Source organism: Hymenobacter sp. UYCo722 (assembly GCF_040547115.1).
In the GTDB taxonomy this organism is placed as follows: domain Bacteria; phylum Bacteroidota; class Bacteroidia; order Cytophagales; family Hymenobacteraceae; genus Hymenobacter.
Genome location: NZ_JBEPPC010000001.1, coordinates 789,968 through 815,009 on the forward strand (window position 1 = coordinate 789,968; position 25,042 = coordinate 815,009).

Consider the following 25,042-nt stretch of genomic DNA (forward strand, 5'->3'; position numbering starts at 1 on the left):
CAAAGCATCTGTACCGCAATAGTAAATAGTTGCTTACGCGGTAGAAATACTTCGACAAGCTCAGCATGACGTCCTTTTATTCTTCCACCAACTTAGAATTACCCCGCACTTGCCCCGCGTTTGCCCAACGCCCCGGCCTGTTGTAGCTTTGCCAGACGGCCCAATTGCGGCTTTACCCAAACGAAAAACATGCGTCAGATTCAATTCCGTGAGGCCTTGCGCGAGGCCCTGTCCGAAGAAATGCGCCGCGACCCGCGGGTATTCCTCATGGGCGAAGAAGTGGCCGAATACAACGGCGCCTACAAAGTAAGCCAGGGCATGCTCGACGAGTTCGGGCCCGAGCGCGTGATTGACACCCCGATTGCCGAGCTTGGCTTCGCCGGCATCGGCGTGGGCGCGGCGGCCAACGGCCTGATTCCGGTTATCGAATTCATGACCTTCAACTTCTCGCTGGTTGCCATCGACCAGGTGATTAACTCGGCGGCCAAGATTTACTCGATGTCGGGCGGGCAGTACTCCTGCCCCATCGTATTCCGGGGCCCCACGGGCAACGCCGGGATGCTGTCGAGCCAGCACTCGCAGAACTTCGAGAACTGGTTTGCCAACACGCCGGGCCTGAAAGTCGTCATTCCCTCGAACCCCTACGACGCCAAGGGCCTGCTGAAATCGGCCATCCGCGACCCCGACCCGGTCATTTTCATGGAGTCGGAGCTGATGTACGGCGACAAAGGCGAAGTGCCCGAAGAAGAGTACCTCCTCGAAATTGGCAAAGCCAACGTGGTGCGCCAAGGCAAGCACGTGACGCTGGTGAGCTTCGGCAAAATGATGAAAATTGCCTACACCGCCGCCGACGAGCTGGCCAAGGAAGGCATCGAAGCTGAGGTTATCGACCTGCGCTCGGTGCGCCCGATTGACTACGACACGCTGGTAAATTCGGTGAAGAAAACCAACCGCATGGTGGTTATCGAAGAGGCCTGGCCGCTGGCCAGTATCTCGGGCGAGCTGGCCTACATCGTGCAGCGCCGCGCCTTCGACCACCTCGATGCACCCGTTATCCGCATCACCTGCGCCGACGTGCCCCTGCCCTACGCCCCCACCCTCATCGAGGCCTCGCTGCCCAACGTGGCCCGCGTGGTAAAAGCAGTGAAAGAAGTAACCTACGCCAAAGCATAAACGCTTTGCTTGCCGGGAAATGAGGAATGGGGAATTGCCTGATGGTTAATTCTTCATTCCTCATTTTTTATTCAGCATAGCGTTATTGCGGGGCCTCGCTCGGTGGCCGCCGCTGCCCGGCAGTGCCTTCTGACAATTGCCAGCAGCCCCAAAGCCAGCCGGTGACCAGCACCAGCATGGCCAGCTGCCGCACCGGCCCGCCCAGGCTTCGCCACCACGCCAGGGGCTGCCACGTGGCGGCTATACCCGTCAGCAGCAGCAAATGCAGCGGCAGCAGGAAGCGGCATTCCATCAGGGTTGGCAGCGTGAGCAGGCATGGCAGCAAAACAGCCAGCAGCACGGCTATAGGCCGAATAGTCGCGGGGGTAGCGACTGGTCCATTCAGTGAACGGACTGCTCGCCAGCGTGCCCAGGCCAACCACAGGCCTATACCGAGCAGCGCATAATTCAGCATCCGCAACGCGGTTTGGCCGGGTGGGTGCAGCCGCGTAGGATATGGCGTAGGGTAACGAATATCCAGCCCGTTGAACAGGTGGCGGGCGTAGCGGGCGGCGCTGCTGAAGGGGTGCTGGACCAGAAACCGCAGAAATTCTCCGTAGCCGCTGAAGCTTCGACCGGGTACTGCCGCCAGCGCCCGCTGCCCGGTCGAGTCCGCATAGACCAGCGAGCGCGGAATGGTGGGCACGAGGCTGGTTTCGTAGCGTTGGAAAGCCGTGCCCCAGGCCAGCTGCCGCAGGTAAAGCGGCTCTTTGCCGGGCCGCTGAGCCAGCACCAGCGGGCTGGTTTGGCCAAAATGACGCTGATTGATAAGCAATTGGGGCAGGAGCACGAGTGCCGCCCCCGCAACCAGCGCGGCCAGCAACTTTGATAAATGCGGGAGCGCGCCGCTTCTGCCCTGCCCAGCCAGCAGCCACAACACCCCGGGCAGGCAAGCCACGTAGATGGGCCGGATATTAATCGCGGCGGCGAGCAGCAAGCCCGCCCCTGCCGCCCAGAGCCAGGTGCGCCGGCCCAGCGCGGCCAGCCCCAGCGCCAGCAGCGTCAGGGCCGGCATATCGCTGAGGGTGAAGTTAAAATAATCGCGCCAGAAGACGAAGCCCAGCCCCAGCAGCACCAGCCAGCGGCCGCCGCTGATGGCCCGGCCGCTGGCACGCTGCCACAGCTCCGGGATGGCCACGCCAAAGAGCAGCGCCGCCCAGCCAACTCCCAGCACCCGTGCCCCGGCGAGCATGCTCCAGCCGGTGAAGTGGCACAGCAGCCGCGCCGGCAGCACCAGCAGCGGCCCCAGATAGCCGCGCAGGGGCTCATCGAATGCCAACAGCGAAAAGCCGCCGGGAGGCGTGAATTTCAACGATAACTCCCAGTACTCGGCCGCATCGAAACGGAACTGGCCGGGGCCGTAGCCGCTAAGGGGCAGGTAGGCGGCGTACAGGAGCAGCGTGGCCAGCACGCGCCAGCGCCACGACCACGGCACTCGCAAAACGGACGAAACATGGGGCATAGGCCCCGTAAAACTAGGCATTCGGGCCGGCCTGGCATGGTTTCGGTAGCGGGCAGGTCATCAGCGAGCAAACCGCCAACCGAAATGTTGCCGTACCTTTTGCCCCCCACCCGGCCAGCCTGGCCACCTCACCGCCTCCCACCCGCATGAACCACCGCCTGCACCTCAAATTCGAACAGCTCGAACGGGCTACCGAACAGCTCATTGCTTCGGCCGAAGCATTGGGCGACGATAAAACCAAGGCCCCGGCAGCCGGCCAATGGTCGGCGGTGCAGGTGGTGCACCACCTACTCTTCATCGAAGGCAACATTATCCAGTACGTCCAGAAGAAGGTGCAGGCCGATGAAGCACTACCCAAAGTAAGCCTGTTCACCCGGCTTCGGGTGCAGTTTGTGCGCCTCATGCTGCGCCTGCCGGGCCTCAAGTTTAAAGCGCCGCGCGGAGTTGCTACGCTCACCGATACCGGTGAAGTGCCCACGTTGCCCGAAATGCGCAAAACCTGGGAGGCTTCGCGCCGCCAACTCGAACGGCTGCTCAACGAGTTTCCGAGCCGGCAGCTGAGCCGGGCCGTATTTCCGCATCCGCGCTCGGGTCGCATCACCATTTATCAGGTGATGGAGCACTTGGTAGACCACTTGCTCCATCACCAGCAGCAGATGGCACGCATAACCAAGGCCCTGCGCCCGGCCGGCCCGGTACGCACGGCCGACGCGCAGGCTTAGCCGCCCACAAGCACCAACTGCTACTACTTCACCGGGGCTTCGTAGGCGGGTAGCGCCCGGAAACTCTCGGCCAGCTCGGCGGGCGGGGTGGTAAGCTTGCGCTTATCGAGGTCGAGCCAAGCCCCGTCGACGGTGACGGTAGCGGCCACCCGGCCGTCGGTTTTGTAGATGGTGTGCAGGATACTCCAGCGGGTGCCGTCGTCGTTCACGCTGCGTAGGCGGCTATCGACGCGAATTTCCTCGCCGATGTGGACTTCCTTCAGAAACACGGTTTCTTCGCGAAAGAGAATGGGGCCGAGGCGCAGCCGGGCAAATTCCTTGATGTTGTAGCCCCATTCAGCCAATAGCACGAGGCGCTGGTCGGCGGCATAATCGGCGTAGGCGGAGTGGCGCATGTGGCCGTTCGGGTCCATGTCGGCCCAACGGGTGCGGTAGGTGGTGGCGTTGGTCAAGGTCAGTTAAAAGTTAAGCTAGTAAAATCAGTATTAATATCGTTACGAATCAGTACTAGGGCAACCACCAGCAGGTCATGCTGAGCATGTCGAAGCATGACCGTTCGCATAATACATGATTGATGTTTAGTAAGCAACTGCTGAATAAGTACTTAAAGGCTGAATGATGAATTGTTAATTGTTGATTGCTAACTACCCATCGGCATCAGCCGAACCAGGTATTGGTCGTTTTCATCCTCGCTGAGAAACTCGGCAGTGTAGCCGGCAGTTTGGGCCGCGTCGTTCAACAAAGCCGCATCCACAAACAGCCAGGGGAAGGGTTCGCCCGACTTGCCCTGATAGCTGAGCGTGTACTCGACCTCGCCGTAGTACGGGCCGTTGAGGTTTAGCAGCAGTGCCCCATCCTCGTCTTCATAGAGGTAGCGCACGTCGGAGGATGTGGCCAGAAGCTGGCCGCCGGGGGCCAGCAGGGTCCGGGCGTGGGCCAGAAATTTATCGAGGCCTTCGAGCGAGCCCACCAGACCCAGGCCGTTCATTAGCAGCAGAATAGTATCGTAAGGCAGCTCGTTGGTGGGTAGCGGGGCAAACAGGTCGTGGCGGGCTACTACCCGTACACCGCGCTCGGTCATCACCTGAGCGGCCCCGGCCGACACGTCCACGGCCTTCACGAAGTCGAAGCCGCGGGTTTGCAGCTCGAGGCTGTGGCAGCCGGCCCCGGCCCCGAGGTCGAGCACGCGGCCCCGGGCTTCGTCGAGGGCCAGCCGCTCGAGCTCGGGCATTTGCAGCAGTGTGCGAAAGAAGTAGGATGCCGGCAGCGGCTCGTCATCGGCGGCCGAGCAATGCACCGTAACGGTGGCTTGGTGCTTGCCGTGGTGATAGTCCAGCAGGGCCTGGCCCAGAATGTCGGGAGCGGAAGTCGTGGTCATAAATCGAAGGGTGAGAGCGGGCCGTAGCGGCCGGGACCGGGCTCCGCGCCTGCTGATACGGCAGCGCGCAGATTAAGCCGGGCAAAATTACCCAAAACTTCGCGGCGGGCGCGGCCGTTTGTCTAACACCCATCAGTCCCACCGTACCATGCTGCCCGCCAAACTGCGTAAAGGCCAGTTGCCCACCAAAATCTGCATTACCTGCGGCCGGCCGTTCGAGTACCGCAAAAAGTGGCGCGCCAACTGGGATGAGGTGAAGTACTGCGGCGAAAAATGCCAGCGCAATAAACAAAAGGCCGGCACCGCTACCCCAACGTCCTGATAAGGTACCCCGTCCGTCGTATCCTTTCGGGCACATCCGCCGTTCCGTAACCCAGCTGCGGGCGTCGTCCGCAGCATTTTATTTTGATTCTCCGCCCCGCTTATGGCCTCTAACCTCGACTACCTCGACCCCGCTCTCCTTCCGCTCGTAGAAAAAGTGGATGCTTACTTAGAAGCCGAAAAAACCCTGCGCCGCCTCACCCAGACCAATACCCCGGCTGCCAATGGCACCAGTGAAAGCCCCGAGCAGCTACACCAGCAGCTGGCCCGGCTCGAACAGGAAATCATTGCCCTGCTCCCCACGCGCGATGAATGGGTGAAAGTGAACCTGGGCTACGGCCCCAGCCGCGTTGGGGCCTGGCAGGTACCGGCCACCGGCAGCACCCCGGCCCGCTACGAGCTGCGGGTAGTGCATTAACCCACTGTGCCATCAATGTCCCGCATTCCAGTCGTAGCCGAGCTCGGCCCAGTAGTCTTTGGGGCGGGTATCGGCGAAGGCAATGGTGCCGATGCGCTTGAGGTGCTTGATGCCGTATTTGAGGGGCGTGACTAAACGGAGCGGAGCCCCGTGCGCGGCCGTGAGCGGCGCGCCATTCATTTCATAGCACAGCAGGGTTTGCGGGTGCAGGGCGCTGGCAATATCGAGGCCCACGTAATATTTCTCATCGGGCGTCTGCATTCCCACGTAGGGCGCGAGGTCGGCGGGCGGGTTCAGGGGGTCGGCCGGGCGGCCGCTACGGGTGGCCAACGGGTAGCGGGCCAGGAAATCGGACAGCCGCGCTCCGGCCCAGTGCACCACAATGCTCCAGCCCTCAATGCATTTGAGCTCGGTAGTCATTTCCACCTTGGGCAGGGCCTGAATATCGGCCAGGGTGAACTCCTGGGTTTTGCCCGCGCCGTAGCCCTGCACGCGCAGGCGCCAGGCGGCGGGGTCCAGTTCCTCTGCTAGGCCAATGCGACCGTTTACCCGCGGGTCTTTGGCGCGGCTGCGGGCAAACTCAGGAGCCAGCCGTGTTTCCTTGAAATAAGCCTGGCTGAGCCGGCCATTGGCATCGAGCGCCTGGCGCAACGGGTGCGGAATGCCTGAATCGTCGGGCTGCGAAATCAGCCATTTCCAGCCGCCCAGGCCCGCCAGGCCCGCTAAGCCCAGGCCAATGAAGGAGCGACGCGAACGGCGGCGGGCTTGGGCCAGCACTTCCGCTTCGGGCCGGAGCGGGGTTTCGGGCGCGGGCGTCGGCGTTACCGGTGCGGAGTTCTGGTTGGTTGTCATCACGAGCGGGGCGAAGAAGTAGGCGTGAGCGAAGCATCGGCGGCGGGCAGCGACGTGGGGCCAGCCACCACCTGCCGGGTGGCCGAGTCAACTTCCACCACCTCAAAACCGGCCACCATGGCCCGGAAATTATTCCAGCCGGCGCGCACCACTTGGGCAATGTGCACGATAAAAAACAGCACGTAGCCAATTGTCAGCGCGAAGTGCAGGAGGCGGGCAAACTCGTATCCACCCAGCAGCTGCGTAAGCCAGCCAAACTGCGTGGGCTTGTAAATGGCCAGCCCCGTGAGCACCGAGCCCAGGCCCATCACAACGACGCTGGTGTAGGCAATCTGCTGGGCCCCGTTAAACTTGCGCACCGGCAACGGTTTCTTGTAGAGGCCCAGGTCGTGCAGCGTCACCAGCACGGCTTCCCGGAACGAGTGCCGGGTGGGCAGCAGATAGCGCCATTCGCCCGAAAAAATCGTGTAGCCCACGTACAGCAGCCCGTTCAGGAAAAACACCCACATCAGCACGAAGTGCCAGCTCATGCCCTGAGCCAGCTTGTGGTCGAGGTGAAAGGCTTCGTAAAACGATTGCGGAAAGAATTTGAACACCGTGGTTTCACCCCAGCCCAGACGGTACACGTCGTTGGCCCAGTATATCCACATCCCACTCCAAATCATGAGACTAAGAACCGGGAAGTTGACCCAGTGAAACCAGCGAATGGCCAGCGGATGCTTTTCGACGAGCTGCTTCATAAAATCCAGGTTGGGGCTGTAAACCAATGCAAGATACTTCGGGCCGCGTGCCCTACCCTGCCTGACGGCATATGCCAGCCAACCTTACAGCCCAACAGGGCCAAAAAAAAGGGGCACCCCAAAGGAGCGCCTCTTTCCATACCAAAACACCTTAAAAAACTATTCTTTCACGATGATAGCAACAAGAATTGAACCAAAAGATTCCCGTTTTTCCAAAAAACCTGAATTCTTCCAATTAAAAGCGGCCGCGAGACTTTCTAACATCACGCAGCCGCTCAGGGGTGGCTTTATTCCTTGGCAATGCGCGTAGTAAGTTGCGTATCGCCTACTTGTAGCACGAGCAGGTATAGGCCGGGCGACAGCCCGGGCAAGGCCAGCGGCAAGGCATTGGCTCCCGCCCGCACGGCTACCAGCTGCCGGGCAACCTCGCGGCCCAGCACATCCGTCACGCGGAGCTGGCCGGTACCCGTAGCCCGGGCTTCGAATGCCAGCGTGAAAGCCGAGCTGAAGGGATTGGGGGCCGTGCCGAACGTTTCGGCCACAAGGGCGGCCGGCTGGGTGGCTAGCACCACTTGCAGGTTGCGCGCCCCGCGGTATACCTGCCCCCGGATTTCGCCGCCCTGGAAGGCTGCGGTGTGCAGGTTCATGTACATGCTGTCGCGGCGGAACTGCAGCGAGCGACGCAGGGTAAAGGGCTGGCCCGTATTATCATCCTTCCAATAGCCGTAGGCGGCGGTGGCAGCGGTGGCGTTGTCGAAGAAGGGCATCAGGTTGAATACCACCGGCCCCGCCTGCGACGCCAGCCCCGTGTGGAAGTGGCCGCCAATGGGGGCACCGCTCAAGCCACCCCATACGCTCATAAAGTGCGCGTTGCTCTGGTCGCGGTCGATGCTGACGATGCCCACGCCGTAGCCGGCGCTGGTAGTTGGCGTAGGCCGCTCCTGGGCTCCGTTTAGCACGATGGTGTAGCCTTCGCGGGCCAGGCGCAGTAGCTGGCCGCGGACCTCCCCATTGGGATTAGCAGCTGTATTAATAACCAGGTTGATGCTGCCCCGCAAGAAGGCGTTTACGTCGTCCGGCGTGAGGCCGGTAAAGCGGAAGCCCACGACGTTGGTGGCGGGTGGGGTTGCGATGGTTACCGCGCCGATGGCGGTACCGTTGGCGACTCCCGCCGGCGAATCATAAACGGCAATACTGGTGGGCGGCCCGCTCAGGCCGGCAAAGCTCACGAATATCGTCATCGAGTCCAGCGTAGGTGACAGCCGGCCCAGGGCCAGGGCCTTCCCGGTGCTGGCGTTGGCGGGAACCATCTGGTTGCCGTCAAGGCGGGCATCGAAGGGCACGTTGCGAATTTCTGAGCTGAGCTGCCCCCGGATTTCACCATTAGCGTTGTTGGTGGTGTGCACGTTGATGTAAATCTGCCCCTGGCTGAGAGAAGTCAGGAAGGCAGGCGTCGGCACAATCTCACCCTCCAGCACGTTGCCCGTGAGGTAGGTTAACAGGTTCACCACTACGGGCCCAACCGCGCCCGCGGCCCCGGTGTGGAAGTGCGCGCCCGTGATGGTACTGCTCAGCCCGGCCAGAGTCACCCGAAACTTCAGTTTTTCCTGGTTCTGGCTGAGGGTGAAGATGCCCAGGGCACTGGCGCTGGTGGTCACGGCCGGTACTTCCTGCCCACCGGTTAGGTTGGCAACGAGGCCGGTTTCGGATTCGACCCGAATCTGCCCGCGGATTTCGCCCCCGCCGTTGGCCGCCGTGTGAATGTTGATGTAGTAGCCGCCGCGCAGGTATTTAGTCAGCTTAGCCGGCGCGATGTCGGCCCCCGTGAGAAAGCCCGACAGCCGATTGCCCCGCACCATGGGCACCAGACTGGTAATAATAGGGCCCGCCACGCCCACGGCACCATCGTGCACGTGCGCCCCGGTGATGGTCCCGCTCAGGCCGCTAAAGGCAGCCTGCACAAACAGCGTGTCGCGGGTTCCATTGAGGGTGAAGGCGGCAACGCCCTGTGCGGGCGTCGTCACGGCTGGCACTTCCTGGTCGCCACTGAGGCGGGCCGTAAGTAACAGCTGGGGACGCAGGTGGTCGGCGGAGGCAATCCGCGGGGCAGCCAGCAGCGCGGTGGTAGCAGCTAGCAAGCGAAGTAAAGGTATGCGCATGGGGAAGAATAGAAAAAGTGAAATAAATGTGGCGCGCTTTGGGCTGAGTGCCATAAGCTTTACTCGTTCCACAACCGGAGATGGTTGCCTGTGGTTGAACTACCTGCTAATAAAATTCGGGCTTTCGTGGTTTGAGCCCAGAAATCAGACACAAAAAAAGCCCGGACGCTCGTCCGGGCTTTGCACTATTTTTAAGTTAGCGGGTGCTTAGCGACCCATCATGCCGCCGCCGCCGCGCATGCCGCCCATCATCTTGGCCATCTGGGCCATGCCGCCCTTGGTCTGGCTCATCTTGTTCATGGTGCGCATCATTTTGCGCATCTGCTCAAACTGCTTCATCAGGTCGTTCACCTGCTGCAGCTCGGTGCCCGAGCCCTTGGCCACGCGGCGCTTGCGCGAGGCATTCAGCAGGTCGGGGTTGGCGCGTTCCTGCTTGGTCATGCTCCGGATGATGGCCTCGACGGGCTTGAAGGCGTCGTCGTCGATGTCCACATCCTTCATCGCCTTGCTCATGCCCGGAATCATGCCCATCAAATCCTTGATGTTGCCCATCTTCTTGATTTGCTCGAGCTGGCCGAGGAAGTCATTAAAGTCGAACTGGTTTTTCCGGATTTTCTTCTCGATGCGCTTGGCTTCCTCCTCATCGAACTGCATCTGCGCCCGCTCGACCAGCGAAATCACGTCGCCCATGCCCAGAATTCGCTGGGCCATGCGGTCGGGGTAGAAAAGGTCCAGCGCGTCCATCTTCTCGCCCGTCGAGATGAACTTGATGGGCTTTTCTACCACGGCCCGGATGCTGAGGGCCGCGCCGCCGCGCGAGTCACCGTCGAGCTTGGTGAGCACCACGCCGTCGAAATTCAGGCGGTCGTTGAAGGTTTTGGCGGTGTTCACGGCGTCCTGGCCGGTCATGGAGTCCACCACGAACAGCGTCTCGCTGGGGTTGATGGCCGCTTTCACGGCCTCAATCTCGCGCATCATCTGCTCATCCACGGCCAGGCGGCCGGCGGTGTCGATGATGACGACTTTTTTGCCATTCTTCTTGGCGTAGTCGATGGCGTTGCGCGAGATTTCGACGGGGTTCTTGTTCTCGACTTCCGAGTACACTTCCACGCCAATCTGCTCGCCGAGCACCTTCAGCTGGTCGATAGCGGCCGGGCGGTACACGTCGCAGGCCACCAGCAAGGTGCTGCGCCCCTGCTTTTTGACGTAGTTGGCCAGCTTGCCGGCAAAGGTGGTTTTGCCCGAGCCCTGCAGGCCCGAAAGCAGAATCACGGCCGGCTCGCCCTTGATGACGATGTCCTTTTTTTCGCCGCCCATCAGGTCGGTGAGCTCATCGTACACGATTTTGACCATGAGCTGGCCCGGCGACACGGCCGTTAGTACGTCGCGGCCCATGGCGGCGTCCTTAATCCGGTCGGTTACGTCCTTGGCAACCTTGTAATTAACGTCGGCATCGACCAGCGCACGGCGGATTTCCTTGATGGTGGCCGCGACGTTGATTTCGGAGATGCTGCCCTGGCCCTTGAGGGTTTTTATAGCCTTGTCGAGCTTACTGGAGAGATTGTCAAACATGAATCACGGATTAATCGGATTACGGGTGGATTGCACGGATTTTATAGCTGCTCTCCAGGTGCCGTAGTCAGGCTGTTGAACCTCAAAAGTAGCCACAAAAGGCCAAACGGTTGGCAAATCCTTACCTTCGCGGCCCGCTTTCTGAACCTGATTTCCGTGTCTGCTACCCGTCCGCTACGCCTACTCGTCATCACCTACTACTGGCCACCCTCGGGCGGGGCGGGCGTGCAGCGCTGCCTGAAGTTCGTGAAGCACCTCGGCCACTTCAATGTGGAGCCCACCGTGATTACCGTGGACCCGGCCCAGGCCAGCTACCCCGTGCGCGACGAAAGCCTGCTGGCCGAGGTGCCAGCCACGGTGCGCGTCATCCGCACCGGCACCACCGAGCCGTTCGAGAGTTACAAGCGGCTCACGGGCCGCGCCGTGCCCTACGGCGGCTTCGCCAACGAGGGCAAGCCGGGGCCGTTGCAGCAGGTGCTGCGCTTCGTGCGGGGCAACCTGTTTATTCCGGACCCGCGCCGGGGCTGGAACCGCCACGCCCTGGCGGCGGTGGAGCAGCTGCTGGCGGCCGGCGAGCAGTTTGATGCCGTGCTCACGTCGTCTCCGCCGCACTCCACCCAGCTTATTGGGTTGGAGCTGCAGCGCCGCCACGGCCTGCGCTGGCTGGCCGACCTGCGCGACCCCTGGACGGACATCTACTACTATAAGGACCTGCACCACACGCCGCTCGCCGCCTGGCTCGATGCGCGCTACGAGCGCCAGGTGCTGGCCCACGCCGATGCCGTGCTGGTAACTTCGCCCGAAACCAAGCGTCTTTTTCTGGCCAAAAACCCGGCGCTGCCGACCGATAAATTTCATGTGCTGCCCAACGGCTACGACGAGTCAGATTTCCGGCAGCCCTCGCAGCCGCCCCGCGACTGCCTGCGCATCACCCACACCGGCACCATCACCGAGCTCTACCACATCAACCGCCTGCTCGACGCCGTGGCCGCCGCCGCCGCCGCGCATCCGATGGTGCCGCTGCGGCTGCGGTTTGTGGGGCAGGTATCGGCCCAATTGCGCGGGCAGATTGCCGGGGCCGGCCTGAGCGAAATCACCGAGTACGTCGACTTCGTGCCGCACGCTAAATCGGTGCAGTACCTGCTCGAATCGTCGGTGCTGCTGATGGCAATTCCGGACGTGCCGCGCAATATGGGTATCCTGCCGGGTAAGGTGTTCGAATACCTGGCGGCCGGCAAGCCCATTCTGTGCGTGGGCCCGCGCGGCTGCGATGCCGACCACCTGCTGCGCGAGTGCGGCGCGGGCGAAGCCCTCCCCTACGAAGACGCTAAGTTGATGCGCCAGACGCTGGAGCAGCTGGTAGCCCACTGGCTGGTGACCCCCAACCTCGATTTACCGGCGCTGGGTAATGCGCGGTATTCGCGCAGGGGGCTGACGGGGGCGCTGACTGGACTGGTGCAGGCTGAAGGTTAAGTTGATTCAGCGGCGAAGGTCATCGGCCAGCTGCTGGCTGAACGTTTCGCTGGCAGCCTTTTGCAGGTGGTTGCCATCGGTGGTGGCGTAGGGCGCGGCACTATAATCGAGGTAGGCAACGGCGAAATCGGCCGCCAGCCGGCGCATCTTTGCTTCGAAGCCGGGTTGATACTGCTGCTCCAGGGCTCGCAGGCCGGGGCCCACGGGCAGGCGTACCAACACCACGCGGCCGTGTGCCTGCAGGAATTCGACGGTCTGGCGTAGGGCAATGAGGCGGCCGGCCGCAAGGTGCTGCGTGGCGGCCAGCCGGCGGTAGTCGAGCAGCTTGCGGGCGGTGCGGGCGCGCACCTGGGCGCTGTCGAGGCCGATGTTGACTTCGAGCCAGCCATCGGGGTGCAGGCGCTCGGTGGCGGTGGCAAAGTCAAGGGGCAGGCGGTAGAGCGGCTTAGTCTGGTAGTGGGCGAGGTAGGCCAGATTGGGGCTTTGGCTGACTTCGTGCAGTTGGCCGATAAAGGACTGGGCCTCGGGAAAAACGTCGGCCTCGGCCGCCCCGGTTGGGCCGTTGGCTGACAGCGACCACGGGTCGACGGCCACGAGGAACAGGCCGTGGCGCACTTCCGGCCGCAGCTTGCGCCGGATGCTGGCTAAGTAGGCCGGGCCGTAGGGCGAGTGCGTAAGGGTGAAGGCGTAGTTCAGCAGCGGCCCCTCGAACTGCCCACCCAGCCGCGCCGCCAGCACCGCCGGCCGGATGCCCTGCGCCGCCCGCGATGTACCCAAAATCAGCGAGCCCGCCGCCGGGCTGGCAAAGCGGCCATAAAAGGCGTCGACCCCGCCGCGCAGCACCACGGGCAGCAGCAGCGCGGTGCCCAGCGCGCCCGCCACCGCCAGCACCAGCAGGCGCAGTAGCAGCTTGGCAACGGGATATGACTGAAGCATCTTCAAAACTGGAAGTAGATGAAGGAAGTGCTGTTGAAAATACCCAGGTACAGGATGAGCAGCGTTAGGCCCACGTAGCCTCCCCAGCGGGTGGGCCATGGCTGCGCCGCTACCCAGGCCTGCGGGGCGCGGCAGCTGCCGAAGTATTCCACGACCAGCATCAGGCCCACGGCCAGGGCGGCCACGGCCAGCTCGGGGCGGTAGTGCTGCGAGAAATCGAGGAGTAGCGTGGCCACCTGCCGGCCATTCAGCTGCCACCCGCTGAGCAGGTGCCCGCTGATAAACAGCGCGTCATCCAGGGTGTTGGCGCGGAAGAAAATCCAGGCGTAGGCCACCAGCCCAAACGTGAGCAGCACCCCGAGTCCGCGCCGCAGCCCCGGATGCGCCGCCAGCCCCGTGCGCTGGGCCAGCCACTCGCGCCCTGGTCGGGCCCAGGTGCTCAGCACCAGGTACAGCCCGTGCAGGCCGCCCCAGACAATAAACGTGAAGTTCGCCCCGTGCCAGAGCCCGCTGATGAGGAACACGGCCAGCAGGTTAAAGTAGGCCCGCGCCGGCGCTACCCGACTGCCACCCAACGGAATATACACGTAATCCCGAAACCAGCTGGAAAGCGAAATGTGCCAGCGCCGCCAGAACTCGGGCACCGAGGCCGACTGGTAGGGCTGCCGGAAGTTCAGGTTGAAATCGAAGCCCAGCACCCGGGCGGCACCCCGGGCCAGGTCGGTGTAGCCCGAGAAGTCGCCGTAAATCTGGAAGGTGAAGGCCAGCGTGGCCAGCAACAGCAGCGGGCCTTCGGGGTGCTGGCGCGGATGGTTGAACACCGGGTTCACGAGCAGGGCCAGCCGGTCGGCCACCACCACTTTCTTGAACAGGCCCCAGGCCATGAGGCGCAGCCCGCTGATGATGCGGGCATAGTCGAACGAATGCGCGCGCTGGAACTGCGGCAGCATGTGTCCGCCCCGCTCGATGGGCCCGGCCACCAGCTGCGGAAAAAACGCCACAAACAGCGCGAACCGCCCAAAATTCCGCTCCGCCGCCAAGCGGCCCTGGTACACGTCAATCATGTAGCCCACGCTCTGAAACGTGTAGAACGACACCCCCACCGGCAGCAGCAGGCCCAGTGCCGGGCCGGTGCCCACGGGCAGGTGCAGGGCCCCGGCCAACGCCAGCACCGCATCGCGAAAGAAGTTAAAATACTTAAAGATGAACAACGTGCCCAGGTTGCTAATCAGGCTCAAGGCCAGCCAGGGGCGGCGCTGGGGCTTGGTGGGCAGCCGGCTCATGCGCACGCCACTGTAGTAGTCGAGGGCCGTGGTGGCCAGCAGTAGCAGGGCGTACGCGGCCCGCCAACTCATGTAGAAGTAGTAGCTGGCCAGCAGCAGCAAAGTCCCGCGCCAGCGCGGCGGCAGCCCATAGTAGAGCCCGACGACGACCGGAAAAAAGACGAGAAAATGCAGTGAATTGAAGAGCATGCGCAGCGCGGAGGCTCAAATGTAGGAAGCAGCCTTTGCTGCATCGGGTGCAAGGCCCCCTGTTTCGAGTAGTTTACCCGCCTCAGAAAGCGCGCCGCCGTTACGGCCTTGCGCCCACCGGGGCATACCCAGGCACTTTCTTTCGGCCCGGGCCAGCTACCCAGCAAAGCCGGCGTGCTACGTAGCTACCGCCTACTTTTGCAGTCCTGTTTTTGGCTTATCTATTTTCATGGCTCTCGACCTCAATCACAAATCCATTCTTGTTACGGGCGGCACCGGCTCCTTCGGCAAGCAGTTCGTTCGCACCGTTTTCGAACAATTCCCGCTGGTGAAACGCCTGGTGGTGTTCTCGCGCGACGAGCTGAAACAGTACGAGATGAGCCAGGAATTCAGCCCGGCGAAATACCCGGCCATTCGCTACTTCATTGGCGATGTGCGCGATGCCCAGCGCCTGCACCGGGCCTGCGAGGGCATCGACATCGTGATTCATGCCGCCGCCCTCAAGCAGGTGCCCGCCGCCGAATACAACCCGATGGAGTGCATCAAAACCAATATTTTCGGGGCCGAGAACGTCATTAACGCCGCCCTCGACTCGGGCGTAAAGGAAGTGGTGGCCCTGAGTACCGACAAGGCCGCCGCCCCCATCAACCTCTACGGCGCGACGAAACTGTGCTCGGATAAACTCTTCGTGGCGGCCAATAACATGAAGGGCAGCCGCGATTTGCGCTTCTCGGTGGTGCGCTATGGCAACGTAATTGGCTCGCGCGGCTCGGTGGTACCGTTCTTTTTGCAGGAGCGGCACAAGGGCGTGCTGCCCATCACCCACCCCGACATGACGCGCTTCAACATCTCGCTCGAAGAAGGCGTGGACCTGGTGCTTTACGCGCTGGAGCACGCCTGGGGCGGCGAGATTTTCGTACCGAAAATTCCCAGCTATAAAATCACGGAAGTGGCCCGCGCCATCGGCCCCGCGTGCGAGCAGAAAGTCATCGGCATCCGCCCCGGCGAGAAGCTGCACGAGGCCATGATTACCGAAACCGACGCTCTGAGCACGGTGGAGCTGGCCCGTTACTACGTCATCCTACCTTCGATGCCGACCTGGAACGTGGACAAGTTTATTGCCGAATTCGAGGGCAAGCGCGTGCCGCTGGGCTTCCAGTACGACTCGTTCAACAACGAGGAATGGCTGGATGCCGAGCAGATTAGGGAGGAAATCCGCCTGCACGTCGACCCCAACTTTGCGGTGTAGCGCCTAGCGCCGCACCTCTACCCAGCCCTTAAGCACCTGGCCGGTAGTGCGTTGCCGCAGCTGATAGAAATAGCTGCCATCGGGCTGGCCGGGGGCATCCCATCGATTGTCGTAGCTGGCCTGCTGATATACTTCGCGGCCCCAGCGGTTGTACACCCGCAGGCTCCAGTCGGCAGCCAGCAGGCCGCTTACTACCAGGGCCTGATTGTAAGGGTCGTTATTGGGGGTAATGATGGTAGGAATAATCACTGGACACGGCTTCGTGACGACGCGTACCGTGTCGCGGGAGGTACATCCTGCGGCGTTCTGAACTTCAAGCCAATACTGGCCGTCGGCCCGGGCCAGCAGCGTGGCGGCGGTGCTGCCATCCTGCCAGCGGTAGCTCGTGCCGGGCAGTTGGGGCGAGGCCTGCAACAGTACGCCTGCCGCTTCGCACACGAGTGTATCGCGCGGGGCAATGCGCAGCAAGGGCAGCGGGCTCACAGTACAAAGGAGGCGGGCCTCGAGCACCCCGCTGGCCGTGCTGGCCGATAGCGTGACGAGGCAGGTACCGGGCTTCGCGTACCGATGCGCGATACTGGGCCCAGTAGCGGTATTGGCCGAGCCGCTGGCTGGTTCGCCAAAGTCCCAGCGCAGCGTAACCGAATCGATAGCTGCCGGGGGGCTCAGGGCCACGGCAGTAGCGGCAAAGCGGGAAATTTCGCCTAAGCAGCCGCCTCCTGCGCGCGCGGCCCGCAGCCGCTGAGGCAGACGGTTGGCGAAGTTGGGCAGGCCCGTGCCGTGCCGTCCGGTCCCAAGGCTCACGCCGGCCAGCACGTACTGGCAGGCACTGCCCGGCACGTTGGGGCGCTCCACTACGCCCAGCGTGCTGGTGGGCAGGCGCTCGAGCTGGTTGGCCACATAGATGCGGTCGTCGAGCCCCCGCAGCAAGGCCCCCATGCTGCCGGAGGCTATTTGCTGCACCGGCAGGCCGGGGGCGCGCACATCAACCTGAAACAGACCGGGAGCGGGTCCCGGCCCCGGGGGCGGCACGAAGTCGAGACCAGCCGTGAGGTAGAGCAGGCGGCCATTGGCCGAAAACTCGATGCCGTAGGGCCGGTTCGGGACTGGCAGGGCAATGGGAATGAGCTGGGGGGCGCTTATCTGGCCGGTCTGGTTGTCGAAGGCGAACAGCTCGGCCACCCCGCCGTCGGGATTCGTGACCGCCAGCCGCGTCCCGTCGGGCGAAGCCCGCATCGAGCCGTAGGCCCCAATGCCGGCGAAGGGGCTGGCGGGCCCGTGCACGCTGCCTACGCGGCTCAGCACGGGCGGGCCCAGCCCCGTGGCCAACAGCGGGTAGCACAAAAACAAATTGGTTTCCCAGCCATGGGCTACCACCCAATAGTGCGTGCCATCGGCGTGGCGCACAGCCGTGAGGGCTTCCGTGTAGCCGCTGCTCAGTACCGAACTACCCACCTGGAGCGAGCTGGGCTTCGCCACATCGCCCAGGCCACCGTTCAGGGCCAGGTCTACTATTGAATAGCGGAGCCCACCTCGCAGCCTGTTCTCGGCGCAATCGAGCGTGAACAAGAAATACTGCTGGCGATAACCGGGGCGGGGCAGCAGCAGCGCCCCCTGGGCGGCGGAGGCACAGCCGCCTACCAGCTGGCCATTGGGCATGGGCCGGTCCTGCCGGTTCCATACCTGCTCGCCGTTGGTGTAGCACAGCAGCCGCCCCGTTGAGTCGGACATCGAAGCACTGGCTTCCAGCGACGAGAATGACGAGTTGATAGACGCGGGGAGAGGCGGCCCCACCGGCACGCTGGGATAGAAACTGAGGGCAGCCCGATAGCCAAAGTGCCAGTAGCTGAACTCGAACTGAGCCCGGGCCGGAGCCGCCAGCACCAGCCACAGCGGGGCCAGCAGCGCGAAGCGAAGACAGGCAGATGACATGAGGGAAGGGGTAAGGACGACCAGCACCCGACCATACCGCCGGGCAGCGGCTGCAAAGTAAGCCTGCCCCCCCCAACCGGCCAAGCCGGCGCGCGCGGTGCGGTTCCTTATCTTTGCCCGCCCATGCCCGAACTTGCTTTCACCCCCACCCGCCCCCTGCCCTACGGCCGCCAGTTTATCTCAGAGGCCGATGTGGCCGCCGTCGTGGCCAGCCTGCACGGCGACTACCTCACCCAGGGCCCCACCGTGGGGGAGTTCGAAAAACAGTTCGCCGCCTACATCGGCGCGCAGTACGCCGTGGCCGTGAGCAACGGCACGGCCGCCCTGCACCTGTGCGCCCTGGCGCTGGGCGTGCAGCCGGGGCAGCGGGTCATCACCTCACCGCTCACGTTCGCGGCGTCGGCCAACTGCGTGCGCTACTGCGGTGGCGAGGTGCATTTCGCCGACATCGACCCAGCCACTGGGCTGATTGATTTGGCCAAAGTAAGGGCCCTGCTCGAAGCCCATCCCAAAGGTTATTTCACGGGTCTGATTCCGGTAGATTTCGCCGGCCTGGCCGTGAACCTGGAGGAAGCCCGCCGCCTGGCCGATGCCTTTGGCCTCTGGATAATCGAAGATTCCTGCCACTCGCCGGGTGGCTTCTTTATTGATTCAGCAGGAAAAGAGCAGCAATGCGGCAATGGCAACTTTGCCGACCTAGCCATTTTCAGCTTTCACCCCGTGAAGCACATTGCCACCGGCGAGGGCGGCATGGTGACCACCAACTCCGAGGCTCTGTACCACCACCTGCTGCGCCTGCGCACCCACGGCATCACCCGCGACCCGGCCGACCTGGTGCGCGAACCCGACGGCGGCTGGTACATGGAGATGCAGGAGCTCGGCTACAACTACCGCCTGCCCGACCTCAACTGCGCCCTCGGCCTGAGCCAGCTCGCCCGCGCCGACGAGGGCCTCGCCCGCCGCCGCCAGCTCGCCGCTCAGTACGACGCCGCGTTTGCGCACGTCGACGGCCTCACGGTGCTGGCCCCCGGCCGGCCGGGCCACGCCTACCACCTCTACGTGGTGCAGGTGGCCGACCGCAAGGGCCTCTACGACTTCCTCAAAACCAAACAGATATATTCGCAGGTGCACTACATTCCGGTGCATCGCATGCCCTACTACGAGGGCCTGGGCTGGCGTGAAGGCGACTTTCCGCTGGCCGAAGAATACTACGCCCATTGCCTCAGCATTCCCCTGTTCCCGACGCTGACCGATGAGGAGCAGGGATACGTGGTAGCGTGCATTAAAGAATTTATAGAACGTCATGCTGAACGCAGTGAAGCATCTCTACCGCAACACTAATTAATTACTGCTGCGGTAGAGATGCTTCACTGCGTTCAGCATGACGTTCTGCTACCCTGCTTAAACAACGTTCCCCTTGCAGCATACCCAACAAGAAGACTTCTGGGCCGGCGACTTCGGCCGCGAATACACCGACCGCAACTCGCGGCCCCTCGATGAGTGGAACGAGTTCTACCGCAGCATCTACGGCCACACCAAGCTGGAGATGAACGCTGAATTTATCGGGGAGCTGCCGCGCGAAGCCCGTATTTTGGAAGTGGGTTGCAATACTGGCATGCAGCTGGTGGGCCTGCAGGCCATGGGCTTCACCAATCTGTACGGCATCGAGCTGCAGGCTTACGCCGTGGAGAAGGCCCGCGAATTTGTGCGCGGCGTGAACATCCTGGAAGGCAGTGGCTTCGATTTGCCATTTAAGGACAACTACTTTGATTTGGTGTGCACCAACGGCGTGCTCATCCACATTGCCCCCGAGGACTTGCCGCGCATCATGGGCGAGATGGTGCGCTGCTCGGGCCGCTACCTCATGGGCTACGAGTATTATGCGCCCGACACCACGGCCATCAATTACCGGGGCAACGAGGGCTTTTTGTGGAAGACCGACTTTGCCCGGGTGTTCCTGGAGAATTACCCCGAGCTGCGCTTGGTGAAGCAGCACCTCTACCCCTACATCAACGACGCCGAGCAGGGCAACCAGGACGTGATGTTCCTGCTCGAAAAAGTGCCGGGCTGATGCAGACCGCCGGAATCATCTCGCAGGTGCGCATGGCCAGCACCCGCCTGCCGGGCAAGGTGCTGCTGCCCGCCGCCGGCCGCCCCCTGCTCGACTACCACGTGGCGCGCCTGGCCCAAAGCGGCTTGCCCCTGTACCTGGCTACTACTACCGAGCCCGCCGACGACGCCCTGGCCGCCTACGCCGAAGCTCACGGCCTGCCCTACCACCGCGGCTCGGAAACCGACGTACTGGCCCGCTACTACGAAACGGCCGTCAAATTTGGCCTCGATGTCATCGTGCGCGTCACCTCCGACTGCCCGCTGGTGGACGGCCCGCTGATTGGGGCCGCCGTAGCCCGCTACCTGGCCGATGCCGACCCACTGGAATTTCGCTCCAACTCCATCATCCGCAGCTTCCCGCGTGGGCTCGATTTCGAGATTTTCTCGCTGCCCATGCTGGCCGAAGCCTACGAGCGCGCTGACTTGCCCTACGAGCGCGAACACGTTACGCCCTACCTGAAAACCGGCCCCGCCGCCCACCGCTTCCGCAACGTGGACGAAGTGTGGCCCGGCGGCGATTTCAGCCGCTTCCGCATCACGCTCGACACGCCGGAGGACTACGAAGTGCTGCGCCGCCTCATCGAGGAGCACCACGCCGACCAGCTGGCCCTGCCCGAGCTGCTGGCCCTGCTCGAAGCCCATCCCGAAATCATGGCCCTGAACGCCGACGTCGAGCAAAAAACCACCTGAGCATGAGCGCGCAAACCAACCCCGCCGACCTCCTGCACCGCAACGAGCTGGGCTACTACGAAGTCACCCGCAAGCCCACCCCCGAGGAGCTGCGCGACTACTACGCCCAGCGCTACTACCAGGAAAACCGCAGCAGCTACCAGCCCACCTATTCCGAAGCCGAGCGCGAGCACATCGAAGGCAAGCTGCGCCTGCGCTATTATGTGCTGGCCCAGTTGCTGGAGCTGGGGAAGGAGGCCACCCCGGATGATTCGCCCGCTCCGTTAGCCACTGCCGACTCCGCGGCTTCGGCGATGCCTGCGGGCCATACCTTTCTCGACGTGGGCTGCGGCGAGGGCTGGGCGCTCGACTACTTCCAGCGCCAGGGCTGGGACGTGCTGGGGCTCGATTTCAGCAGCTTCAGCCTGGAGCAGTTTCACCCCAACCTGCGCGGCCGCCTGCGCGCCGGCGACCTCTACGCCGGTCTCCAGGACCTGATAACCGAAGGCCGGCAGTTCGATGTGCTTTGGCTCGACAATGTGCTCGAACACGTGCTCGACCCCGCCGAACTGCTGCGCCGCTGCCGCGCCCTCACCCGCCCCGGCGGGGTGCTGCTGGTAGACGTACCCAACGACTTTTCGCCCCTGCAGCAGCACCTGCTGGCCGCCGGCCACATCGACCGACCGTTCTGGGTGGCCCTGCCCGACCACCTCTCATACTTCGGACCCGCCGGCCTGCGCAACCTGGCTGCCGCCACCGGCTGGCGCACCGCCCGCCTGCTTGGCGACCAGCCCATTGACCTCAACCTGTTCAATCCCGCCACCAACTACGTGCAAGACCGCAGCCTGGGCAAAGCCGCCCATCAAGCCCGCCTCGAGCAGGACAACTTCCTGCTGCGCACCGCCCCGCTGCCGGCCGTAGCCGCCTACTACGAGGCCATGGCCGGCGTGGGCCTGGGCCGCAACCTGGTGGCATTTTTGCGGCCGGAGTAGAAAGCAAAAAGTACGTCATGCTGAGCGGAGGCGCAGCCGCAGTCGAAGCATCTCTACTGGGGGAGTAATCCAATGGAAGCAACGAAGCGGTAGAGATGCTTCGACTGCGGCTGCGCCTCCGCTCAGCATGACGTTCCTTTGTGTTCGTTAATTCAACCGCCCTACTCTTCATGTCTTCCCCCATCTCCGTGCTCAGCGGCGCGCTGCCCGCCGAGCAGCTGCGCCGCTCAACCTTCGCCCAGAGCCTGCGCGAGTCGCCCATTCCGAACACCGAGCTGCTGAGTAACCTGGGCCTGTACCTCAACCGCCAGACGCTTTCGCGCCTGCTATTCATGGCCGAGCTCTACCAGCACATCATCCCGGTGCACGGCGTGGCCATGGAGTTTGGCGTGCGGTGGGGCCAGAATCTGGCCCTGCTGCACGCGTTGCGCGGCATGTACGAGCCCTTCAACTACAATCGCAAAATCATCGGCTTCGATACGTTTGGCGGCTTCCCGTCGGTCGATGCCAAGGACGGTGGGCTGGTGAAACCCGGCGACTACGGCGTGAGCGCCGACTACCAGCGCCAGCTCACCGACATCCTGGCCCTGCACGAGGCCGACAGCCCCATTCCGCACAAGCGCAAGTTCGAGCTCGTGGCCGGCGACGCCACCGAAACCGTGCCCCGCTACCTGCGTGACCACCCCGAAACCATCATCGCCTTTGCCTACTTCGATTTCGACATCTACGCCCCCACCAAAGCCTGCCTCGAAGCCATCCGCCCGCGCCTGACCAAGGGAGCCGTGGTGGCCTTCGATGAGCTGAACTGCCCGGAGTTTCCCGGCGAAACCCTGGCGTTCGATGAGGTATTCGGCGTGGCCAACTACGCCCTGCGACGCAGCCCGTTGAATCCGCTGATTTCGTATTTGATTGTGTGACCTTGGGCCGGTGATGAGTTAAAGAGGAGTCATGCTGAGCGCAGCCGAAGCATCTTGCGTGCCACCACTAACCCTTTTATTGAACGATTGAGTTGCTAGCACACGCGAGATGCCTCGGCTCCGCTCGGCATGACGGTCTGCTTTAATAATTCGTACTTCCCACCGTTCATGCCCACCGCCTACCGCATCCTGCGCCGAAACGACTACCGCCACGGCCGCTACCGCCTGCTGCCCATCCGGCCCGACGACCGCGAGGCCATCCGCCAGTGGCGCAACGCCCAGCTGGACATTCTGCGCCAGGCCGAACCACTGAGCACCGAGTCCCAAGAGAGGTATTTCCGGGAGGTCGTTGCGCCGCTATTCGACGCTGAGCAGCCAGCCCAGCTGCTGTTTTCGCTGCTGCTCGATGAGGAGCTGATTGGCTACGGTGGGCTGGTCCACATTGACTGGCTGGCGGGCCGGGCCGAGATTTCCTTCCTGCTCGAAACCAGCCGCAACGCCCATATTCCTACCTTCCAAGCCGACTTTGCCGCCTATCTGCACCAGCTGCGCCAGGTGGCTTTTGAGGACCTGAGCCTCCAAAAAATCAATACCGAAGCCTACGACGTGCGCCCCTACCTCACCGAGGTGCTTGCCGCTGAGGGCTTTACTGAGGAAGCCCGCCTGCCGCGCCACGTACGGGTGGCCGGGCAGCTGGTTGACACCGTGTTTCACAGCTGCTTCCGGCCCACGGGCGCTTACCGAGGCAACATTTTAATAACGAGCCTGGCCGGCAAGGCCCCGCTGCTGCGCGCCGTGCAGGCCGCCGCCCGCCGCCTGCACTACGCCACCCGCGTCGTCGGGGCCGACCTGAACCCCCTGGCCCTGGCCCGCCCGCTGGCCGACGACTTCTGGCCCATGCCCGCCCTGCGCGACGAGGCCCTGCCCGAGCTGCTGGCCAGCCTGAAACAGCGCGGCATTGCCTACCTCATCCCCACGCGCGACGGCGAGCTGGCCTTCTGGAGCCGGCACCGCGCCACCCTGGCCGAGGCCGGCGTGGCCGTGTTGGTAAGTCCCCCCGAGGCCGTGCACCGCTGCCTCGACAAGCTGGAATTTGCCGCCTTTGGGCAGCTTCACGGCTTACCCGTTATCGCCACGGCCCGCGACATTGATACCCTGACTGAGCGCCAGCTTCACCCGCCCACGGCCTTCGTCGTAAAGGAGCGCCACGGCGCGGGCTCCCTCAGCCTGGGCCTGAACTTAACGGCCGCCGCCGCCCTGGCCCACGCCCGCACCTTGCAGGAGCCCGTGTTTCAGCCCTTTATCCACGGCCGCGAAATCAGCGTGGATGGCTACGTCGACCGCACCGGCCGGGTCCACGGCCTTATGGCCCGCACCCGCGACGTGGTAATGCACGGCGAGTCGCAGGTGACGACCACCCTGCCCGATGCCGCCCTGCTGGCCCGCCTGCTGCCGCTGGTCGAAAAGCTGGGCCTGTATGGCCCGTTCGTGCTGCAGGCCCTGCTGACGGATGAGGACGGTCTGCACCTCATCGAGTGCAACTGCCGCTTCGGCGGAGCCTCCACGCTGGGCATCGCGGCGGGGGTCGATTCGTTCTACTGGTTTTTGCAGGAAGCTGGCGGAGCGGATTTGCAGGCATTTCCGTTTGTGCCGGCTTCCGGAATGATGCGGCAGGTGCGGACCGCGACGGACAAAACGTTTCACTTGTTGATGAATGAGGAATGAAGAAAGAAGAATTGAGCCCGCCGAAATTCCTCACTCCACATTCTTCATTCCTCATTAAGCGTAGCGTTCTGGTTTTCGACCTCGACGATACCCTTTACCCCGAGCTGAGCTACGTACACAGTGGCTTCCGGGCCGTGGCCGGCTTCCTGAGCCCGCTGCTGGGCGTGCCGGCCGAAACGCTGGCCATTGGCTTGGTAGCCGAGGAAGCCGCCCACGGCCGGGGCCAGGTGTTCGACAACGTGCTGCACCGGCATGGCTGCTGGAGCAAGACACTGGTGGCCGCCTGCCTGCGCGCCTACCGCCAGCACCGGCCTCAAATCAGCCTGTTTCCTGATGCAGAACGGGCGTTAACCCGCTTCGCCGGCCAGCCGCTTTACATCGTGACCGACGGGCATAAAGAGGTGCAGGCTCGTAAAGTGGCCGCCCTGGGGCTGAACGAAAGGGTGCATCACGCCTACCTCACCAACCGCTACGGCCGCCACCGCGCCAAGCCCGACCCGCACGTTTTCCAGCTTATCTGCCAGCGCGAGGGCGTGGCTCCGGCGGAAGTCACCTACGTGGGCGATAACGTGAAAAAGGATTTCGTGGGCATTAAGCCATTAGGCTTCAATACCATACGTATTTTACGCGGCAACTACGCGCACTACGTGGCCGATGTCGCGCATGAGGCAGCTCGGGTTATTGAGTCGCTGGACGAGCTGTAGCGCAGCACGCAGCAAAGGCGGCGTG

At 63.1% G+C, this 25,042-nt stretch carries 23 protein-coding genes; 13 read left to right on the plus strand and 10 right to left on the minus strand.

Translation table 11 applies throughout. The features are described from left to right. Positions 1-120: 120 nt before the first annotated feature. Positions 121-1,173, plus strand: coding sequence for a pyruvate dehydrogenase complex E1 component subunit beta (locus ABIB44_RS03460; RefSeq protein WP_354583225.1), 1,053 nt, complete (start codon positions 121-123; stop codon positions 1,171-1,173). An 82-nt stretch (positions 1,174-1,255) separates the two neighbouring features. Here ABIB44_RS03460 and ABIB44_RS03465 read toward each other — a convergent pair whose 3' ends face one another. Then, a complete protein-coding gene (locus ABIB44_RS03465; RefSeq protein ID WP_354583226.1) occupies positions 1,256-2,674 on the minus strand; it encodes a hypothetical protein in 1,419 nt (472 codons plus the stop codon). Between the two features lie 146 nt (positions 2,675-2,820). On the opposite strand from ABIB44_RS03465, the gene ABIB44_RS03470 reads away from it, so the two are divergent. Then, positions 2,821-3,396, plus strand: a complete 576-nt coding sequence (locus ABIB44_RS03470; RefSeq protein ID WP_354583227.1) for a DinB family protein — start codon at positions 2,821-2,823, stop codon at positions 3,394-3,396. Positions 3,397-3,419: 23 nt separating this feature from the next. Here ABIB44_RS03470 and ABIB44_RS03475 read toward each other — a convergent pair whose 3' ends face one another. Both ABIB44_RS03475 and ABIB44_RS03480 read right to left on the minus strand, forming a co-directional pair. After that, positions 3,420-3,848, minus strand: a complete 429-nt coding sequence (locus tag ABIB44_RS03475) for an acyl-CoA thioesterase (RefSeq protein WP_354583228.1) — start codon at positions 3,846-3,848, stop codon at positions 3,420-3,422. 188 nt (positions 3,849-4,036) lie between these two features. Continuing rightward, the gene (locus ABIB44_RS03480) at positions 4,037-4,774 is read right to left on the minus strand and encodes a class I SAM-dependent methyltransferase (RefSeq protein WP_354583229.1); all 738 of its coding nucleotides are present in this window, start codon (positions 4,772-4,774) and stop codon (positions 4,037-4,039) included. A gap of 148 nt (positions 4,775-4,922) precedes the next feature. Between ABIB44_RS03480 and ABIB44_RS03485 the strand changes: the two genes are divergently transcribed. Together ABIB44_RS03485 and ABIB44_RS03490 are read left to right on the plus strand one after the other, a co-directional pair. Next, complete coding sequence (locus ABIB44_RS03485; RefSeq protein ID WP_354583230.1) at positions 4,923-5,096, plus strand: DUF2256 domain-containing protein; 174 nt, start codon at positions 4,923-4,925, stop codon at positions 5,094-5,096. Positions 5,097-5,198: 102 nt separating this feature from the next. Further along, positions 5,199-5,513: a hypothetical protein gene (locus tag ABIB44_RS03490; RefSeq protein ID WP_354583231.1), complete on the plus strand. Its 315-nt coding sequence runs from the start codon at positions 5,199-5,201 to the stop codon at positions 5,511-5,513. Between the two features lie 12 nt (positions 5,514-5,525). Here ABIB44_RS03490 and ABIB44_RS03495 read toward each other — a convergent pair whose 3' ends face one another. The 4 genes from ABIB44_RS03495 to ffh all read right to left on the minus strand — a co-directional run bounded on the left by ABIB44_RS03495 (position 5,526) and on the right by ffh (position 10,836). Then, the gene (locus ABIB44_RS03495) at positions 5,526-6,365 is read right to left on the minus strand and encodes a molybdopterin-dependent oxidoreductase (protein ID WP_354583687.1); all 840 of its coding nucleotides are present in this window, start codon (positions 6,363-6,365) and stop codon (positions 5,526-5,528) included. Then, positions 6,365-7,105 (minus strand): cytochrome b/b6 domain-containing protein, encoded by a 741-nt coding sequence (locus ABIB44_RS03500; protein WP_354583232.1) that lies wholly within the window; start codon positions 7,103-7,105, stop codon positions 6,365-6,367. Before ABIB44_RS03500 ends, ABIB44_RS03495 begins: the two co-directional genes overlap by 1 nt. A 287-nt stretch (positions 7,106-7,392) precedes the next feature. Next, positions 7,393-9,264, minus strand: a complete 1,872-nt coding sequence (locus ABIB44_RS03505) for a CHRD domain-containing protein (protein ID WP_354583233.1) — start codon at positions 9,262-9,264, stop codon at positions 7,393-7,395. A gap of 207 nt (positions 9,265-9,471) precedes the next feature. Then, the gene (ffh, locus tag ABIB44_RS03510) at positions 9,472-10,836 is read right to left on the minus strand and encodes a signal recognition particle protein (protein WP_354583234.1); all 1,365 of its coding nucleotides are present in this window, start codon (positions 10,834-10,836) and stop codon (positions 9,472-9,474) included. 156 nt (positions 10,837-10,992) lie between these two features. Between ffh and ABIB44_RS03515 the strand changes: the two genes are divergently transcribed. After that, positions 10,993-12,309 (plus strand): glycosyltransferase family 4 protein, encoded by a 1,317-nt coding sequence (locus ABIB44_RS03515; RefSeq protein WP_354583235.1) that lies wholly within the window; start codon positions 10,993-10,995, stop codon positions 12,307-12,309. A gap of 6 nt (positions 12,310-12,315) precedes the next feature. On the opposite strand, the gene ABIB44_RS03520 is transcribed toward ABIB44_RS03515, so the two are convergent. Continuing rightward, on the minus strand, positions 12,316-13,245 hold the full coding sequence (locus ABIB44_RS03520; protein WP_354583236.1) for a hypothetical protein: 930 nt from the start codon (positions 13,243-13,245) through the stop codon (positions 12,316-12,318). A gap of 2 nt (positions 13,246-13,247) precedes the next feature. Then, positions 13,248-14,717, minus strand: a complete 1,470-nt coding sequence (locus ABIB44_RS03525; protein ID WP_354583237.1) for an MBOAT family O-acyltransferase — start codon at positions 14,715-14,717, stop codon at positions 13,248-13,250. Positions 14,718-14,946: 229 nt separating this feature from the next. Here ABIB44_RS03525 and pseB point away from each other — a divergent pair, with 229 nt between their 5' ends. Next, the gene (pseB, locus tag ABIB44_RS03530; RefSeq protein WP_354583238.1) at positions 14,947-15,966 is read left to right on the plus strand and encodes a UDP-N-acetylglucosamine 4,6-dehydratase (inverting); all 1,020 of its coding nucleotides are present in this window, start codon (positions 14,947-14,949) and stop codon (positions 15,964-15,966) included. A 3-nt stretch (positions 15,967-15,969) separates the two neighbouring features. On the opposite strand, the gene ABIB44_RS03535 is transcribed toward pseB, so the two are convergent. Next, a complete protein-coding gene (locus ABIB44_RS03535) occupies positions 15,970-17,898 on the minus strand; it encodes a T9SS type B sorting domain-containing protein (protein WP_354583239.1) in 1,929 nt (642 codons plus the stop codon). 123 nt (positions 17,899-18,021) lie between these two features. Here ABIB44_RS03535 and pseC point away from each other — a divergent pair, with 123 nt between their 5' ends. The 7 genes from pseC (at position 18,022) to ABIB44_RS03570 (ending at position 25,017) form a co-directional block, all read left to right on the plus strand. Further along, on the plus strand, positions 18,022-19,239 hold the full coding sequence (gene pseC, locus ABIB44_RS03540; protein ID WP_354583240.1) for a UDP-4-amino-4,6-dideoxy-N-acetyl-beta-L-altrosamine transaminase: 1,218 nt from the start codon (positions 18,022-18,024) through the stop codon (positions 19,237-19,239). Positions 19,240-19,315: 76 nt separating this feature from the next. Then, on the plus strand, positions 19,316-19,969 hold the full coding sequence (locus ABIB44_RS03545; protein ID WP_354583241.1) for a pseudaminic acid biosynthesis-associated methylase: 654 nt from the start codon (positions 19,316-19,318) through the stop codon (positions 19,967-19,969). Next, positions 19,969-20,700, plus strand: a complete 732-nt coding sequence (locus ABIB44_RS03550) for a cytidylyltransferase domain-containing protein (protein ID WP_354583242.1) — start codon at positions 19,969-19,971, stop codon at positions 20,698-20,700. Before ABIB44_RS03545 ends, ABIB44_RS03550 begins: the two co-directional genes overlap by 1 nt. Before the next feature lie 2 nt (positions 20,701-20,702). Next, on the plus strand, positions 20,703-21,671 hold the full coding sequence (locus tag ABIB44_RS03555; protein WP_354583243.1) for a class I SAM-dependent methyltransferase: 969 nt from the start codon (positions 20,703-20,705) through the stop codon (positions 21,669-21,671). Between the two features lie 170 nt (positions 21,672-21,841). Then, entirely contained in the window at positions 21,842-22,588 is a 747-nt protein-coding gene (locus ABIB44_RS03560; RefSeq protein ID WP_354583244.1) for a class I SAM-dependent methyltransferase, read from the plus strand. Between the two features lie 168 nt (positions 22,589-22,756). Beyond that, a complete protein-coding gene (locus tag ABIB44_RS03565; protein ID WP_354583245.1) occupies positions 22,757-24,313 on the plus strand; it encodes a GNAT family N-acetyltransferase in 1,557 nt (518 codons plus the stop codon). Beyond that, positions 24,310-25,017 carry an HAD family hydrolase gene (locus ABIB44_RS03570; protein WP_354583246.1) on the plus strand — a complete coding sequence of 236 codons (708 nt, stop codon included), beginning with the start codon at positions 24,310-24,312 and terminating at the stop codon, positions 25,015-25,017. Before ABIB44_RS03565 ends, ABIB44_RS03570 begins: the two co-directional genes overlap by 4 nt. Positions 25,018-25,042: the final 25 nt, after the last annotated feature.

Bases quoted from the DNA above. Each gene is read 5' to 3' on its own strand.
- ABIB44_RS03465 (WP_354583226.1), bottom strand. From the start codon at position 2,674: ATGCCCCATGTTTCGTCCGTTTTGCGAGTGCCGTGGTCGTGGCGCTGG.
- ABIB44_RS03470 (WP_354583227.1), top strand. From the start codon at position 2,821: ATGAACCACCGCCTGCACCTCAAATTCGAACAGCTCGAACGGGCTACC.
- ABIB44_RS03480 (WP_354583229.1), bottom strand. From the start codon at position 4,774: ATGACCACGACTTCCGCTCCCGACATTCTGGGCCAGGCCCTGCTGGAC.
- ABIB44_RS03485 (WP_354583230.1), top strand. From the start codon at position 4,923: ATGCTGCCCGCCAAACTGCGTAAAGGCCAGTTGCCCACCAAAATCTGC.
- ABIB44_RS03490 (WP_354583231.1), top strand. From the start codon at position 5,199: ATGGCCTCTAACCTCGACTACCTCGACCCCGCTCTCCTTCCGCTCGTA.
- ABIB44_RS03495 (WP_354583687.1), bottom strand. From the start codon at position 6,365: ATGACAACCAACCAGAACTCCGCACCGGTAACGCCGACGCCCGCGCCC.
- ABIB44_RS03500 (WP_354583232.1), bottom strand. From the start codon at position 7,105: ATGAAGCAGCTCGTCGAAAAGCATCCGCTGGCCATTCGCTGGTTTCAC.
- ABIB44_RS03505 (WP_354583233.1), bottom strand. From the start codon at position 9,264: ATGCGCATACCTTTACTTCGCTTGCTAGCTGCTACCACCGCGCTGCTG.
- ffh (WP_354583234.1), bottom strand. From the start codon at position 10,836: ATGTTTGACAATCTCTCCAGTAAGCTCGACAAGGCTATAAAAACCCTC.
- ABIB44_RS03520 (WP_354583236.1), bottom strand. From the start codon at position 13,245: ATGCTTCAGTCATATCCCGTTGCCAAGCTGCTACTGCGCCTGCTGGTG.
- ABIB44_RS03525 (WP_354583237.1), bottom strand. From the start codon at position 14,717: ATGCTCTTCAATTCACTGCATTTTCTCGTCTTTTTTCCGGTCGTCGTC.
- pseB (WP_354583238.1), top strand. From the start codon at position 14,947: ATGGCTCTCGACCTCAATCACAAATCCATTCTTGTTACGGGCGGCACC.
- ABIB44_RS03535 (WP_354583239.1), bottom strand. From the start codon at position 17,898: ATGTCATCTGCCTGTCTTCGCTTCGCGCTGCTGGCCCCGCTGTGGCTG.
- pseC (WP_354583240.1), top strand. From the start codon at position 18,022: ATGCCCGAACTTGCTTTCACCCCCACCCGCCCCCTGCCCTACGGCCGC.
- ABIB44_RS03550 (WP_354583242.1), top strand. From the start codon at position 19,969: ATGCAGACCGCCGGAATCATCTCGCAGGTGCGCATGGCCAGCACCCGC.
- ABIB44_RS03555 (WP_354583243.1), top strand. From the start codon at position 20,703: ATGAGCGCGCAAACCAACCCCGCCGACCTCCTGCACCGCAACGAGCTG.
- ABIB44_RS03560 (WP_354583244.1), top strand. From the start codon at position 21,842: ATGTCTTCCCCCATCTCCGTGCTCAGCGGCGCGCTGCCCGCCGAGCAG.
- ABIB44_RS03565 (WP_354583245.1), top strand. From the start codon at position 22,757: ATGCCCACCGCCTACCGCATCCTGCGCCGAAACGACTACCGCCACGGC.
- ABIB44_RS03570 (WP_354583246.1), top strand. From the start codon at position 24,310: ATGAAGAAAGAAGAATTGAGCCCGCCGAAATTCCTCACTCCACATTCT.